Source organism: Curtobacterium sp. MCPF17_001 (genome assembly GCF_003234615.1).
Classification (GTDB): Bacteria; Actinomycetota; Actinomycetes; order Actinomycetales; family Microbacteriaceae; genus Curtobacterium.
Genome location: NZ_QKSL01000010.1, coordinates 112,891 through 127,375, shown reverse-complemented (window position 1 = coordinate 127,375; position 14,485 = coordinate 112,891). Strand labels below are relative to the sequence as shown.

Genomic DNA, 14,485 nt, shown 5'->3' with positions numbered 1-14,485 from the left:
CGATCGGTTCGTGGAATGCGCACCAGTCTATTGGGCGTGCCACGCGGGGTCGGACGGCTGTGCACGGCCGACCCCGAGCGCTCGCCTGTGCAGGACTGGGTCAGCCGGCCGGAGGCGCAGCTGCACCGCCGACCGCAGCCCCACCGGTGCCCGGAGCCTGCGCGGCCGGAGCCTGCGCAGCAGGGCCCGACGATGCCGGTGCCTGCGTGCCCTGGGTCTGCGTGCCCTGGGTCTGCGTGCCCTGGGTCCGTGTCCCCGCAGCCTGCTGCCCGGCCGCCTGCGTCCCCTGCCGGGCGCCGGAGCCGGTCGACGGCGTCGCGGTCTTCGCCTTCGCGGGCGTCCCGATCATCGCCGGGTCCGGTGCCGGCAGCGCCCCGCCGCCGTACGCGCCGTCGAGGTAGGTCATCATCTGCTTGCCGACGCCGAACTTCGCGCTGTACCCGGTCGTGCCCTGCAGGAACGGCCAGTTCGCGAGGCGCACGTGGCCCTGCACGTTGCCGATCCAGGTGGCGTTCGTGTACTTCGTCGACGAGGTGATCAGCCAGTTCTGCTCGTCACCGTCGGTGGTGCCGGTCTTGGCGAACTTCGGCACCGTGTCGCCGGGGTTCGCACTGGCCGCCGTGCCCGATCCACTCAGGACGCCCTGCAGCGCGTAGTCGACCGTGCCGGCGACCGCGGCGCTGACCCCGCGTTTGCAGGTGGCCGGGGTCGGGCGGATGGTGCCGCCGCTGGCGGTCGTGACGGAGTCGATCGTGGTGGGCGTACAGGCGACGCCGCCGTTGGCGAACCCCGCGTACGCCTCGGCCAGGTCGATCGGTGCCAGCGGATTGGTGCCGAGCACCGAGGCGGGGTTCGAGTCCGGTGCGCTGCCGTCGGCCTGGTGGATGCCCATGCTCTCGGCGGTCTTCTGGATCCCGCACAGGTCGAGCTGCTTGGCCATCGCGCCGAACGCGGTGTTGATCGACTCGACGGTGGCCGCGAGGACCGTCATCGAGGACGGCACCTGCTCGGCGTTGGCCACCGTCCACGGTGCGCCACCGATCGGCGTGCACGAGTTGGTGAACTCGGCCTGCGGGAACGTGTGCTCGGTCGTCGAGACGGACTGCGACAGGGTGTGCCCGTTCGCCAACCAGTCGGCCAGGGTGAAGACCTTGTAGGTCGACCCGGTCGGGAAGCCGCTGGAGCTGCCGATGGCCTGGTCGGCGTTGTAGTTGACGGCGGTGGCGCCTGCGGTGGGCGCATCGGACTGCGTGTAGGCGGTGTTCTGCACCATCGACAGCACGCGTCCCGTGCCGGGTTCGACCGTGACGTTCGTGCCACCGGCGTCGACGCCCGCCATCGTGGTCGGGACGTAGGACGACAGGGCGTTCTGCGCGTGGCCCTGCAGGTCGAGGTCGAGCGACGTGTGGATCGACAGTCCCTTCGTGTCGAGGGTGGCGATCCGGTCCGAGGCCGTCTTGCCGAACGCCGGGTCGGCGAGCAGCTGCGAGCGCACCATGTCGCAGAAGTAGCCGGCGTCGTACTTCGTGGCGGCGGTCGAGCAACCGTTGGCGGTCGCGGTGATCTCCGGTGCGATCGGGGTCGCGACGGCCTTCGCCAGTTCGTCCCGGGTGATGGCTCCGTGCGCGTACATCCGGCGGAGGACGTAGTCGCGGCGGACCTTCGTCAGGGCGTACCCGTTCGCCGCCCCGTTCGTCTTGTCCGCCGGCTGGTCGATGCGCAGGTTCGAGGGGTTGTTGAGGATCGCCACCAGGGTCGCCGACTGCACGAGCGACAGGTCCTTCGCGTGCACGCCGAAGTAGTACTCGGCCCCCGCTTCGGCACCGTAGACACGACCGCCGAGCCCGACGATGTTCAGGTAGCCGGTGAGGACCTGGTCCTTCGTGTACTTCTCGTCGACGGCGATCGCGTACCGGATCTCCTGCAGCTTGCGTGCCTTCGACTGACCGGCGACCTTCTCGTAGCAGGCATCCACCTTCTTCTTGGTGGAGGCCGCGTCCGTGCCGTTCAACTGTTCGCACTGCTGCACGAGCACGTTCTTGACGTACTGCTGCGTGATGCTCGAGCCGCCCTGCACGCCCTGGTGGAGTGCGTCCGCGATGGTCGCGCGGAGGGTCCCGACCACGTCGATCCCGCCCTCGTCGTGGAAGCGCGGGTCCTCGGTGTCGATCGCCGCCTGCTTGAGCGAGTCGGCGATCTGGTCGGACGTGACGTTGACGCGGTTCTCGGCGTAGAAGGACGCGATCGGGACCTCGTGTCCGCCCTGCTTCGCGTAGACGGTGGACACCTGCTGCGGTGTCTGGATGTCGAGGTAGCTCGGCAGGTCCTCGAAGAACTCGGCCGCTCCGCTCGTGCCCTCCCCCGCGACCGCGACGGCCGGGGTGAGCGCGACGGCGACGAGCAGGCCGGCGAGGACCGACATGACGATGAACATCAGGAGGGCACCCGGCCACCGCACGATTCGCATGCCGAGCACGGTAAGGAGACGGGCTGGGTCCACTCTGGTGCGCGTGGTCGCGCGACTGCGCAGCCGCACAGGATGCGCTCGGCCTCGCCTCCGGCACGTGCTCCGACCCGGCCTGGAGGCCCGGATCACCGGCCCTGCACGGGTCCGGTCACGATCCGGTCACGTCTGACGGGCCTCCCGTCCGGCCTCCGGTGAAAAGTGCTCAGTCGCGCGGCTGGAGGTCCTGCGGACGGACGAGGTACATGTCCGGCGACGCCTGGACGACCCCGTCGTCCGGGGTGTCGCCCGGCCGGTGCCCACTGCGGACCAGGTCACCCCGTCCGACCGCGATGAGCGCCACGTCGTGCAGCGAGGCGGTGCCGGGCTTGAGGTAGTCGTTGTGCCCCCACGGCTGGCGGAAGACGTCACCGGCGTCCGCCGGGTCGCTCCCGCCGACGAGGTCGAGGGCCGCAGCACCGAACGCCGCCCGCCCCGGGTCGGTGCCGAAGAAGCCCGTGCCCGCGATGGGGTCCCAGTGCGCCCCGCCGACGTACACCTCGCCGCGTGGCACGCCGAGCTCGTCGACGGAGGTGACCGCGCTCCCCGGGGACCCGAGCATGGTGAGGCTGTCGACCCGGGTCCGCCCGGACGACAGCGCGATCATCGCGGTGGTCGAGCCGTACGAGTGCGCGACGACGCCCAGGCGCGGCTGGTGGTCGTTGCGGACCGCACGGATGCCGTCGAGGGTGCGCACGAGCCGGTCGGCACCGAGGTGGGCCAGGTCGAGCGACATGAAGTCCGAGATGCCGGGCGTGCGGTATCCCATCCACGCCAGGACCGCGATGCCCGGTCCGTCCGCCGGGGCGGCCACGGGTGCCAGGGTGGCCTGCTCCCGGAACACGTCGCCGGCCGTCGCGGTGAAGTCCGCCATCTGGCCGTTGACCGAGAAGAAGATGCCGGGCACCACGACCGAGACGTCGCCCGCGGTGTCGAGGTCACCGACCGAGATCGCGCACCGGCCACTGCCCCGCGTGTCGAGGGTGACGAGGTACTTCCGCGGGTCGTCGGGGGCCTGCTCGAGCGACTCCCGCACCTGGCCGAGCATCGAGGCGAGCGCGGTCGGGGTGCCCGCGTCGGCGAGGCCTGCTGCCAGGGCAGCCCGGTTCGCGACGTCCCGGACGGCGTACGGCACACCGTCCAGGTTGCCGATCACGACGGGGGCGTCGTCCGTCAGGGACGTCCGGGACGCCGGCGACAGGGCGCGCCACCAGTTCGCGACGAGGTTCGTGCTGGGCGGGTCGTCCATCGCGGTCGCGGTCACGCGGGAGTCGTCGTCGGCGGCCCGCAGCGTCACCGGCGCCGCCGCCTCGAGGGCGTCCAGCCAGCGCTGCCCGGAGGCTCCGGCGAGCGCGTCGACGGACGGCTGCGTGCCCCGCTCGGGCCGTCCCGGTCCCGAGGTCCCCGCGGCGCCCGACGAGACGGCGGCGGAAACGGGCACGGTCGGTGCCTCGACGACTCCCAGCGAGTGGATCGAGGCGGTCAGCAGCGCCGCGGCGATGAGCAGCAAACGGGTCTCCCCCGGGAAGGCCGGCCTGTCGTTCCCCTGCAGACGACAGGTGATGCTCTGTCGAGTCTATGGAGATCCGGCCCTTCGGGGGTCATGCGGAGGGCGACTTGCCCCCCGTACTGGGGTCAATCCGGAGGTGCGTCGCGACAGCCGGATCCCGCACGGCCGTGCATGTGCCGCTACTGCGCTCCCGGCTCGGCGGCGGGGTCGTCGACCTCCGTGGGCGCAGGGTCACCCAGGGCAGCCGGTCCCTCGCGCACCAGGAGGGCGAACTGCGCCGCGTCGATGATCCGCAACCCGAGCTGCTCCGCCTTCGTCAGCTTGGAGCCGGCACCCGGGCCGGCGGCGACGAAGTCGGTCTTCTTGCTGACGCTCGACGCGGCCTTCCCCCCGGCGGCGATGATCGCCTCCTGCGCGCCCTCGCGGCTGAACCCCTCGAGGGACCCGGTCGCGACGACCGTGATGCCGGCGAGCACACCACCCGCTTCGGTCGCCGCTCCCGGCCCGGGGTGTCCGGGCGTCGTGAGCTGCACGCCCGCCGCCGTCCAGCGGTCGATGATCTCGCGGTGCCAGTCGACCTCGAACCAGTCGAGCAGCGCGTCGGCGATGATCCCGCCGACGCCGTCGACCGCCGCCAGCTCGTCGCGCGAGGACGAGCGGATCGCGTCGAGCGACCCGAAGTGGTTCGCGAGCGCCCGGGCCGCGACGGGTCCGACGTGGCGGATGTTCAGCCCGACGAGGATGCGCCACAGCGGCTTCGTCTTCGCGGCGTCGATGTTCGCGAGCATCTCGAAGGCGTTCTTCGACGGGTACCGACCGGGTTCACCGGTGTAGTCCGCACCGCGGGCCTCCGGGTCGAACGGCGGGTCGGTCTTCTTCCGTGCCCGGCTGAACGGGGTCACGCGCTTCGGGGCGCCGCCGTCCTCGGTCTTCTCCATGCCCGTCTCGGCATCGCGGACGACGACCTCGATCGGCACGATGTCCTCCAGCGTCAGGTCGAACAGCCCCGCCTCGGTCACGAGTGGCGGGGTCTCGGGGAACACCGGCTGCGTGAGGGCGGCGGCGGCGACCTCACCCAGGCCCTCGATGTCGAGGGACCCGCGGGAGGCGATGTGCTCGACCCGCCCGCGCACCTGGGCGGGGCAGCTCTCGGCGTTCGGGCAACGGAGGTCGATGTCGCCCTCCTTCGCCGGACGGAGCGGGGTGCCGCACTCCGGGCAGGCGGTCGGCATCACGAACTCGCGCTCGGTGCCGTCGCGCAGTTCGACGACCGGGCCGAGGACCTCGGGGATGACGTCGCCGGCCTTGCGGAGCACGACCGTGTCACCGATCAGGACGCCCTTCGCCTTCACCACCTGCTGGTTGTGCAGGGTGGCCTGCCGGACCACCGAGCCGGCGACCTCGGCCGGCTCCATCGCGGCGAACGGGGTGGCCCGACCGGTGCGGCCGACGCTGACGACGATGTCGAGCAGCTTCGTGTGGACCTCTTCCGGCGGGTACTTGTACGCGATCGCCCAGCGCGGGGCACGACTGGTCGACCCGAGTTCCTCGTGCAGGCCGAGGTCGTCGACCTTGATGACGATGCCGTCGATCTGGTGCTCGACCGAGGACCGACGCTCCCCGTAGTCCTTGACGAAGCCCAGGACGTCCTCCACCGAGTCGAACACGCGGTGGTGCGTGCCGGTCGGCAGCCCCCACTCGTGCAGCAGCTCGTAGACCTCGGACTGGGCACGGACGTCGGTGTCGCGCTCGAGTTCGGCGACCGGCCAGGCCCCGATGCCGTGCACGAGCATCCGGAGTCGGCGCAGGCGGTCGACCATCAGCTCGCGCTTCGCGGCGGACTTGCCCTCCTCCTTTTGCCGGAGGGACCCGGCGGCGGCGTTCCGCGGGTTGGCGAAGACCCGCTCGCCGGCGTCGCGCTGTCGGGCGTTCAGCTCGTCGAACTGGGCGACCGGGAAGAAGATCTCGCCACGGACCTCCACCAGGGGCGGATGTCCACTGCCGGCGAGTCGGTCCGGGATCGTGCCCATGGTCCGGACGTTGCCGGTCACGTCCTCGCCCACCACACCGTCCCCGCGGGTGGCCGCCGAGACGAGGCGACCGTGCTCGTAGCGGAGGTTGATCGCGAGCCCGTCGATCTTCAGCTCGGACAGGAAGCGCACGCGCTCGGTGCCGGCGTCCCGCTGGACCTTGAGCGCCCAGTCGGTCAGTTCCTCCGGGCTGAACACGTTGTCCAGGCTCAGCATGCGCTCGGCGTGCTCCACCGGCGCGAACTGCGTCGTCTGCGCCTGTCCGCCGACGGTCTGCGTCGGGCTGTCCTCGGTCAGGAGTTCCGGGAAGCGCTGCTCGACCGCGTCGAGTCGGCGCATCATCGTGTCGTACTCGGCATCGGCGACCGGCGAGCCGTTGCCCTCGTAGTACGCGTGCCGCAGTTCGTTGAGACGGAGGCGCAGCCGGTCGACCTCTCGAGCGGCCTGCGCGGCGTCGAGGCCCGCGGGGTCGATGGTCTCGAAGGTCGCGTCGGTGTCGCTCATGTGTCAGTTCTACCGTGCGCCACCGACCCCGGTCCCACCGGCGGGAGGCACGAGCGAGGTCAGGCGTGCGAGGTCAGGCGTGCGAGGTCAGGCGGGGACGGGTGCCACCGACACGGTGGTGTCGATCGTGCACTGTCCGAGCACGCGCGTGCCGACGTACACGACCGCGGTCTGCCCGGGAGCGACGCCGGAGAGCGGCGCGTCCGGGACGATCACGAGCGCGCCGTCCTCGATCCGGGCCGTGGCGGGCTCCGGGTCGGCGTGCGCCCGGATCTGCACGTCGCAGCGGAACGGGGTCGACGGGTCCGCCGGTGCCGCGCCGGCCCAGGTGTAGCGGGTGCCCGAGAGCGAGGCGACGTCGAGCGCCTCCTTCGGGCCGACGACGACGGTGTTGTCCTTCGGGCGGATCTCGAGCACGAAGCGGGGCTTGCCGTCCGCCGCCGGACGTCCCAGCGCCAGACCGCGGCGCTGCCCGACCGTGTAGCCGTGCGCGCCGTCGTGGCTGCCGACGACCGTTCCGTCGCGCTCGACGACGTCGCCGGTCTCGCTGCCCACGCGGTCGGCGAGCCACCCGCGGGTGTCACCGTCGGGGATGAAGCAGATGTCGTACGAGTCGGGCTTCTGCGCGACCGTGAGCCCGCGGGCGGCGGCCTCGGCCCGGACCTCGTCCTTCGACGGGGTGGCCCCGAGCGGGAACATGGCGTGCTGCAGCTGTTCGGCCGTCAGGACGCCGAGCACGTACGACTGGTCCTTCGCCCACGCCGCCGAGCGGTGCAGCTCCCGCGAGCCGTCCGGGCCGGTGACGATCGAGGCGTAGTGGCCGGTCGCGACGGCGTCGAACCCGAGGGCCAGTGCCTTCTCGAGCAGGGCCGCGAACTTGATCCGCTCGTTGCAGCGCATGCAGGGGTTCGGCGTGCGGCCGGCCTGGTACTCGGCCACGAAGTCGTCGACGACGTCCTCCTTGAACCGGGCCGAGAAGTCCCACACGTAGTACGGGATGCCGAGGGCCGCGGCGGCACGCTGGGCGTCCATCGAGTCCTCGACCGTGCAGCAGCCGCGGCTGCCGGTGCGCAGGGTGCCGGGCATCCGGCTGAGCGCCAGGTGCACCCCGACGACGTCGTGTCCGGCGTCCACCGCCCGGGCCGCGGCCACCGCCGAGTCGACACCACCGCTCATCGCCGCCAGAACACGCATGGGTCCAGGGTAACTCCGACACGGCGTACCGTTGCTCGACGATGACGAGCACCACGAACGACGCCTTCGACCTCCGGGGCGTCCTGCTGTCCGGGTTCCTGCCCGCCGCGCTCTTCGCGATCGGCGAGGGTGCCATCATCCCGATCATCCCGATCGCGGCGGACTCCCTCGGGGCGAGCCTGGCGATCGCCGGGTTCGTCGCCTCGCTGATCCTGGTCGGCGAACTCATCGGGGACGTCCCCTCGGGCGTCGTCGTGGCCAGGATCGGCGAACGCAACGCCATGATCGGCGCCGCGGTGGTCTCGGTCGTCGGGCTGCTGGTCTGCACCGTCGCCCCGAACCCCCTCGTCCTGGCCGTCGGCGTCTTCCTGGTGGGCCTGTCCACCGCCGTCTTCGCCCTGGCCCGGCACGCGTACATGACGACCGCGATCCCGTTGCGGATCCGGGCCCGGGCGCTCTCGAGCCTCGGCGGCGTCTTCCGCTTCGGCTACTTCGTCGGTCCGTTCCTGGCGGCCGGGGTCATCCACCTCACCGGCACGACCCAGAGCGCGTTCTGGGTGCACGTCGTCTGCTGCCTCGGCGCTGCCGTGGTGCTGCTCGTCATCCGCGACCCCGCGACGGGCGTCCGCGGCCTGCAGCGGCCGACCCGGGCCTCCCGGCCGACGGCGACCGACGCGGCAGCGACCGACGCGACGGCGACCGACGTGTCAGCGACGACCGCCGGCACGACGCGACCGGGCGAGCTCGAGGGCGAACAGTTCGTCGAGGAGGAGTCCCACGGTCTCTTCCAGACCATCCGCGCGCACCACCGGGTGCTCGTGCGTCTGGGCAGCGGGGCGGCGCTGATCGGCGCGATGCGCGCCGGACGCCAGGTGATCCTGCCGCTGTGGGCGGTCAGCGTCGGTCTGGACGACTCCACCGCCGCTCTCGTCATCGGCATCGCCGGCGCCGTCGACTTCGCGCTCTTCTACACGAGCGGGCAGATCATGGACCGCTGGGGACGCCTGGCGAGCGCCCTGCCCTGCATGCTCGGCCTGAGCATCTGCTACTTCCTGCTGGCCTGGAGCGACCACCTCGACGCCCGCGTCGGCTGGTTCGTCGCGGTCGCGATGGCGATGTCCCTGGCGAACGGCGTCGGCTCCGGGATCCTCATGACACTCGGCGCGGACCTGGCACCCGCGGACCGGCCCGCACCGTTCCTCGGGGCGTGGCGGTTCACCGGCGACCTCGGGTCCGCCGCGGCCCCGCTCGTGATCTCCGGCGTCACCGCGCTCGCGACGATCGCGGTCGCGAGCGGCGTGATGGGGGTGCTCGGCCTGGTCGGCGCGGGGATCCTGCTCCGGTACGTGCCGCGGTACCTGCCCCGCACGCTGCGCTGACCGGGTCCGTCCTCGCCGGCACGCCGCGCTGACCGGGTCCGTCGCGCGATCGCATGGTGCGATGACCGGGTCCGTCGCGCGGTCGCGCCCCGTCACGGACGGCGCGCCCCGTCGCGACAGGGCGCGACGCCCGCAGGCGGGCGCCACCCGACCGGGAGGCCCGTCCCACCTCCGCCACCCGGCCCGCTGCGTACACTGGGTCGGCCAGCGGGAGTGGTGGAATTGGTAGACACGCAGGATTTAGGTTCCTGTGCTCCGGCGTGAGGGTTCGAGTCCCTCCTTCCGCACCGAACGTCCCCGGGACCGTGCTCGAGGCCGCTCCGGACGTCACCCTCCCGACGGACGGCCCGGACACGCCCGCACGGTACCCTCGGTCCGGCGGGTGCTCCATCCGCCCTCGCCCGCCGACCGGAAGAACCATGCACTCCGTCGCACTCGCCCTGATCCCCTGGCTGGATCCGCAGTACATCCTCGACCACTTCGGGGCGTTCGCCGTGCTCATCGTCTGCGCGATCATCTTCGCCGAGACCGGACTGCTGGTCGGCTTCATCTTCCCCGGCGACAGCCTGCTCGTCATCACGGGCCTGTTCGCCTTCGACCGCGACGGCCAGATCGGCGGGATCCCGATCTGGGTCGTCGCGCTGATGATCGGCGCAGCGGCGTTCCTCGGCGGTGAGCTCGGCTACTACATCGGCAAGAAGGCCGGCCCGCCGATCTTCGAGCGCAAGGACAGCGGTCTGTTCTCGAAGGCGAACGTCGACCGGACGAACGCGTTCTTCCACAGGTACGGCGCCCTCGCGGTGATCCTCGCGCGCTTCGTCCCCGTCGTGCGGACGTTCGCCCCGATCGCGGCCGGTGTCGGCCGGATGAACTACAAGAAGTACTCCCTCTACAACGCGGTCGGAGCGGTCGTCTGGGGCGTCGGTGTGACGTTCCTCGGGTACTTCCTCGGGTACATCCCCGCCGTGGCGTACATCGTGCGCAACTACATCGACGTGATCCTCCTCGTGGCGGTCGTCGTCACCGTGGTCCCGGCCGCGATCACCTACTTCCGGAACGCCCGCAAGGCGAAGCAGCGCGAGCCCGAGCAGCCGTAGCCCGGCGCAGCCGGCGCCCGGCCGTCCGGCCGTCCGGCCGCCGGGCTGCCCGCGCCCCTCGGCTGCACCAGCGCCCGCCTGGCGCGAGCGGGACCCGCACAACACGAACCGGCTCGAACCACGCAATCCCGTGGTTCGAGCCGGTTTCCGTTGTGCGCTGCCATTCGGCGCCAGCACCAGCACCAGCGCCAGCACCAGCACCAGCACCAGCACCAGCACCAGCGCCAGCGCCGGGCGCGCCTACGCCCGCGGCGTCTCGCCGTCGAACCACTCGCGGACGATCGGCGCGATGCCCCGGAAGGCCTTCGACCGGTGGCTCAGCGCGTTCTTCTCCGCCCGGGTCAGCTGCGCCGCCGAGCGGTCCGCGTCGTCCGGCTGGAACACCGGGTCGTAGCCGTGCCCGCCGTCCCCGATCGGCTCGGTGCGGACCTCGCCGTTCCACACGGCCTCGAACACGTGCTCGACGCCGGAGGGCGTGACGAACGCGGCCGCGCAGACGAACGCCGCGGTGCGCTCGACCACACCGTCCAGGTTCTGCAGCAGCAGCGCGATGTTGTCGGCGTCCACCCGGGTGCCGGCGTACCGGGCGGAGTGGATGCCGGGTGCTCCGTCGAGCGCGTCGACCGCGATGCCGGAGTCGTCCGCCAGGGCCGGCAGTCCGGTGTGGGCGACCGCGGCCCGCGCCTTGATGAGTGCGTTCGCCGCGTAGGTGTCGCCGTCCTCGACGGGTTCGGGCCCGTCGTAGGACGAGAGCGTCACGCCGTCACCCAGGGCCGAACCGAGGATCTCGCGCAGTTCGACGACCTTGCCCTGGTTGTGGGTGGCCAGGACGACGGTACGGGCGGTGCCGTCCGCCGCCGCCCCGGTCATGCCAGCCCCAGCGCGGTCCGCTGCACCGCGGCGAGCGACGCGTTCCCGGCGAGCCCGAGGTCGAGCAGCGCGTCCAGCTCCTGGCGGTCGAACGGCGCGTGCTCGGCGGTGCCCTGCACCTCGATGAACTTGCCCGACCCGGTCGTGACGATGTTCATGTCGGTGTCGGCGCGCGAGTCCTCTTCGTAGGCCAGGTCGAGCATCGGCACACCCCCGACGATGCCGACGGAGATCGCCTGCACGCTGTCGGTGAGCGGCGTCGCCTTCTTGCCGATGAAGCCACGCTCGCGACCCCACTCGATCGCGTCGACCATCGCCACGTAGGCGCCGGTGATCGACGCGGTGCGGGTGCCGCCGTCGGCCTGCAGCACGTCGCAGTCGAGCACGAGGGTGTTCTCGCCCAGCCCCTTCATGTCGACGACAGCGCGCAGTGAACGGCCGATCAGCCGGGAGATCTCGTGCGTGCGCCCGCCGACCTTGCCCTTGATCGACTCGCGCTGCATGCGCTCGTTCGTCGAGCGCGGGAGCATCGAGTACTCGGCGGTGACCCAGCCGGTGCCCTTGCCGGCCATCCAGCGTGGGACGCCGTTGGTGAACGAGGCGGTGCAGAGCACCCGGGTGTTGCCGAACGAGATGAGCGCGCTGCCCTCGGCCTGGGTGCTCCAGCCGCGTTCGATGGTGACGGGTCGGTGGTCGGTGGTGGTCCGGCCGTCGATGCGGACGGTGCCGTCGGTGGCGTTCATGGTGTTCCTCTCGGTCCGGCCTGGAGGCTCGGTGCGGGTGGTCCGGTCGTCGTGCGTCCGCCGAGGGCGGCGTGGGGCATGGTCAGTGCAGGGTGCGCGGGAGCGTGATGGTGCCGGTCTCGAGGTGGCCGACGGTCGCGACCTCGGGGCCGAGGAACCGGCGGGCCAGGCGGACGAACCCGGCCTCGTCGGCACCGGTGGCCTCGAACGAGTACTCCGGCGGTTCGGTGCCGGTGCGTTCCAGACCGTGTTCGACGAGTCGGCGGTAGACGTCGTTCGCGGTCTCCTCGGCACTCGACACCAGCGTGACGTCCGGTCCCATGACGTACTGGATGGCGGCGGACATCAGCGGGTAGTGCGTGCACCCGAGGACCAGCGTGTCGACCCCGGCGGCCCGCACGGGTGTGAGGTAGCCCGCGGCGACCTCGCGGAGCTGGGCGGACGAAGTGTCCCCGGCCTCGACGAACTCGACGAAGCGAGGGCACGCCGCAGTGGTGAGGGTGACGTCGGCGGCGACCGCGAAGGCGTCCTCGTAGGCGCGGGACGCGATGGTGCCGATCGTGCCGATGACCCCGATGCGGCCGGTGCGGGTCTGCTTGACGGCGGCCCGGGCGGCGGGCTGGATGACCTCGACGACGGGGATGCCGTACGCCTGCTCGTAGCGTTCACGCGCGTCGCGGAGGACGGCGGAACTCGCGGTGTTGCACGCGATGACGAGCGCCTTGACGCCCTGGTCGACGAGGTCGTCCATGACCTCGAGCGCGTAGCGGCGGACGTCGGCGATGGGCTTCGGGCCGTACGGCGAGTGCAGCGTGTCGCCGACGTAGCGGATGCTCTCGCGGGGCAGCTGGTCGATGATCGCCCGCGCCACCGTCAGCCCGCCGACGCCGCTGTCGAAGACTCCGATCGGTGCATCCGTCACGGTGACCAGCGTACCGACGCGCGCCGACCCTGCGGGCGTGGCCCGGGCCTCCCGTCCGGATGCCGGCGACGTCCACCGTTCCGGGCCCGCTCCGTGCCTGCGCACCCGGTCCTGGTTAGGGTCGGAGTCGTGACCACCGCGCTCCTGACGGACCAGTACGAACTCACCATGGTCGACGCCGCCCTGAAGGACGGCACCGCCGACCGCCGCTGCGTCTTCGAGGTCTTCGCGAGACGACTGCCGGACGGTCGCCGGTACGGCGTCGCCGCGGGGCTCGGACGCTTCCTCACCCAGCTGACCGAGTTCCGGTTCGGCGACGAGGAGATCGGGTTCCTCCGGGACCGCCGTGTCATCGACGAGGGCACCGCCCGGTGGCTCGCCGACTACCGGTTCAGCGGGAACGTCCGTGCGTACCGCGAGGGCGAGGTCTTCTTCCCGAACTCCCCCGTGCTGCAGATCGAGGGCACCTTCGCCGAGGCCGTGATGCTCGAGACCCTGGCGCTCAGCGTGTTCAACGCCGACTCCGCCATCGCCTCCGCCGCCGCGCGCATGGTGTCCGCCGCCGACCGTCGCCCGCTCGCCGAGATGGGCTCGCGTCGGACCGGTGAGTGGAACGCCGTCGCCGCCGCCCGGGCCGCCTACATCGCAGGCTTCGGTGCGACGAGCAACCTGGAGGCCGGCCGGACCTGGGGCATCCCGACGATGGGCACCGCAGCGCACGCGTTCACGCTGCTGCACGACTCGGAAGAGGCCGCGTTCCGGTCCCAGCTCGACGCGCTCGGCAGCGGTACGACCCTGCTCGTCGACACCTACGACATCGAGGCGGCGGTCGAGACGGCCGTCCGCCTGACCGACGGCAAGCTCGGCGCGGTCCGCATCGACAGCGGTGACCTGCCGTCGGTGGTCGCGTCGGTGCGCGCGCAGCTCGACCGGCTCGGTGCGACCGCGACGAAGATCACGGTGACCAACGACCTGGACGAGTACACGATCGCCGCACTCCGTGCCGCACCGGTCGACTCCTACGGCGTCGGCACCTCGGTCGTCTCCGGGTCGGGGCACCCGGCCGCGGGCATGGTCTTCAAGCTCGTCGCCCACCACTCCCCGGCGGGCGAGTGGGTGCCGGTGGCGAAGAAGTCCGCCGACAAGGCGTCGGTCGGCGGACGGAAGGAGGCCGGCCGCCGTCTGCGGAACGGCATCGCGACGGCGGAGGTCGTCCTGACCTCCGGCTCCGTCGGCCCGGACGAGCGGGACTTGCTCGTCCCCGTCGTCACGCACGGCGAGGTCGATCCGGCGTTCCTCGGGTCCGCCGGGGTCGAGGCCGCTCGCGCGCACCACAAGCGTGCGAAGGCGGAGCTGCCGGCTGATGCCGAGCGGATCGGTCGAGGCGACCCGGCCATCCCGACGCTGCTCGTCTGAGCGGCGTCGGCGGGGGTCACTCGGACTTCATCTTCTCGTAGATCGCCTTGCAGTCCGGGCAGACCGGGAACTTCTCGGGGTCCCGGCCCGGGATCCACTTCTTGCCGCACAGGGCCTTGACGGCCTTGCCGGTCAGTGCGGACTCGAGGATCTTGTCCTTCTTGACGTAGTGCGAGAAGCGCTCGTGGTCGCCGGGCTCGATCGCCTCCTCTTCCAGGAGCTTCTCGAGTTCGCGGTCCATCACGTCGAGGCCGCCACCACCGGGTTCCGTCGTGCTCATGTCACCAGGGTACGTCGTCACCGCCGGGTCCGTCGGC

General features: G+C 71.8%; 11 protein-coding genes and 1 tRNA gene. 4 read left to right on the top strand and 8 right to left on the bottom strand.

Features of this window, described 5'->3' with window-relative positions; translation table 11 throughout:
• Window positions 1-100: 100 nt before the first annotated feature.
• The 4 genes from DEJ24_RS11080 to mnmA form a co-directional block, all read right to left on the bottom strand.
• Complete coding sequence (locus tag DEJ24_RS11080; protein ID WP_146245976.1) at window positions 101-2,467, bottom strand: transglycosylase domain-containing protein; 2,367 nt, start codon at window positions 2,465-2,467, stop codon at window positions 101-103.
• A gap of 202 nt (window positions 2,468-2,669) precedes the next feature.
• Window positions 2,670-4,013, bottom strand: a complete 1,344-nt coding sequence (locus DEJ24_RS11075; protein ID WP_111078678.1) for an alpha/beta hydrolase — start codon at window positions 4,011-4,013, stop codon at window positions 2,670-2,672.
• Between the two features lie 179 nt (window positions 4,014-4,192).
• Window positions 4,193-6,547 carry an NAD-dependent DNA ligase LigA gene (ligA, locus tag DEJ24_RS11070; protein ID WP_111078677.1) on the bottom strand — a complete coding sequence of 785 codons (2,355 nt, stop codon included), beginning with the start codon at window positions 6,545-6,547 and terminating at the stop codon, window positions 4,193-4,195.
• An 87-nt stretch (window positions 6,548-6,634) separates the two neighbouring features.
• Complete coding sequence (gene mnmA / locus DEJ24_RS11065; protein ID WP_111078676.1) at window positions 6,635-7,741, bottom strand: tRNA 2-thiouridine(34) synthase MnmA; 1,107 nt, start codon at window positions 7,739-7,741, stop codon at window positions 6,635-6,637.
• A gap of 41 nt (window positions 7,742-7,782) precedes the next feature.
• Between mnmA and DEJ24_RS11060 the strand changes: the two genes are divergently transcribed.
• From DEJ24_RS11060 to DEJ24_RS11050, 3 genes are all read left to right on the top strand, one after another.
• Complete coding sequence (locus DEJ24_RS11060; protein WP_111078675.1) at window positions 7,783-9,120, top strand: MFS transporter; 1,338 nt, start codon at window positions 7,783-7,785, stop codon at window positions 9,118-9,120.
• Window positions 9,121-9,327: 207 nt separating this feature from the next.
• Window positions 9,328-9,407, top strand: a tRNA-Leu gene (locus tag DEJ24_RS11055).
• Between the two features lie 132 nt (window positions 9,408-9,539).
• A complete protein-coding gene (locus DEJ24_RS11050; protein ID WP_111078674.1) occupies window positions 9,540-10,217 on the top strand; it encodes a DedA family protein in 678 nt (225 codons plus the stop codon).
• Between the two features lie 240 nt (window positions 10,218-10,457).
• Here the strand turns inward: DEJ24_RS11050 and rdgB are convergent, their stop codons facing one another.
• From rdgB to murI, 3 genes are all read right to left on the bottom strand, one after another.
• Window positions 10,458-11,087, bottom strand: a complete 630-nt coding sequence (gene rdgB, locus DEJ24_RS11040) for an RdgB/HAM1 family non-canonical purine NTP pyrophosphatase (protein WP_111078673.1) — start codon at window positions 11,085-11,087, stop codon at window positions 10,458-10,460.
• On the bottom strand, window positions 11,084-11,830 hold the full coding sequence (rph, locus tag DEJ24_RS11035; RefSeq protein ID WP_111078672.1) for a ribonuclease PH: 747 nt from the start codon (window positions 11,828-11,830) through the stop codon (window positions 11,084-11,086). The genes rdgB and rph overlap by 4 nt, the downstream gene beginning before the upstream one ends.
• A gap of 82 nt (window positions 11,831-11,912) precedes the next feature.
• The gene (gene murI / locus DEJ24_RS11030) at window positions 11,913-12,752 is read right to left on the bottom strand and encodes a glutamate racemase (protein WP_111078671.1); all 840 of its coding nucleotides are present in this window, start codon (window positions 12,750-12,752) and stop codon (window positions 11,913-11,915) included.
• A 129-nt stretch (window positions 12,753-12,881) separates the two neighbouring features.
• Here murI and DEJ24_RS11025 point away from each other — a divergent pair, with 129 nt between their 5' ends.
• On the top strand, window positions 12,882-14,168 hold the full coding sequence (locus tag DEJ24_RS11025) for a nicotinate phosphoribosyltransferase (RefSeq protein ID WP_111078670.1): 1,287 nt from the start codon (window positions 12,882-12,884) through the stop codon (window positions 14,166-14,168).
• A 16-nt stretch (window positions 14,169-14,184) separates the two neighbouring features.
• On the opposite strand, the gene DEJ24_RS11020 is transcribed toward DEJ24_RS11025, so the two are convergent.
• A complete protein-coding gene (locus tag DEJ24_RS11020; protein ID WP_110823714.1) occupies window positions 14,185-14,448 on the bottom strand; it encodes a DUF3039 domain-containing protein in 264 nt (87 codons plus the stop codon).
• Window positions 14,449-14,485: the final 37 nt, after the last annotated feature.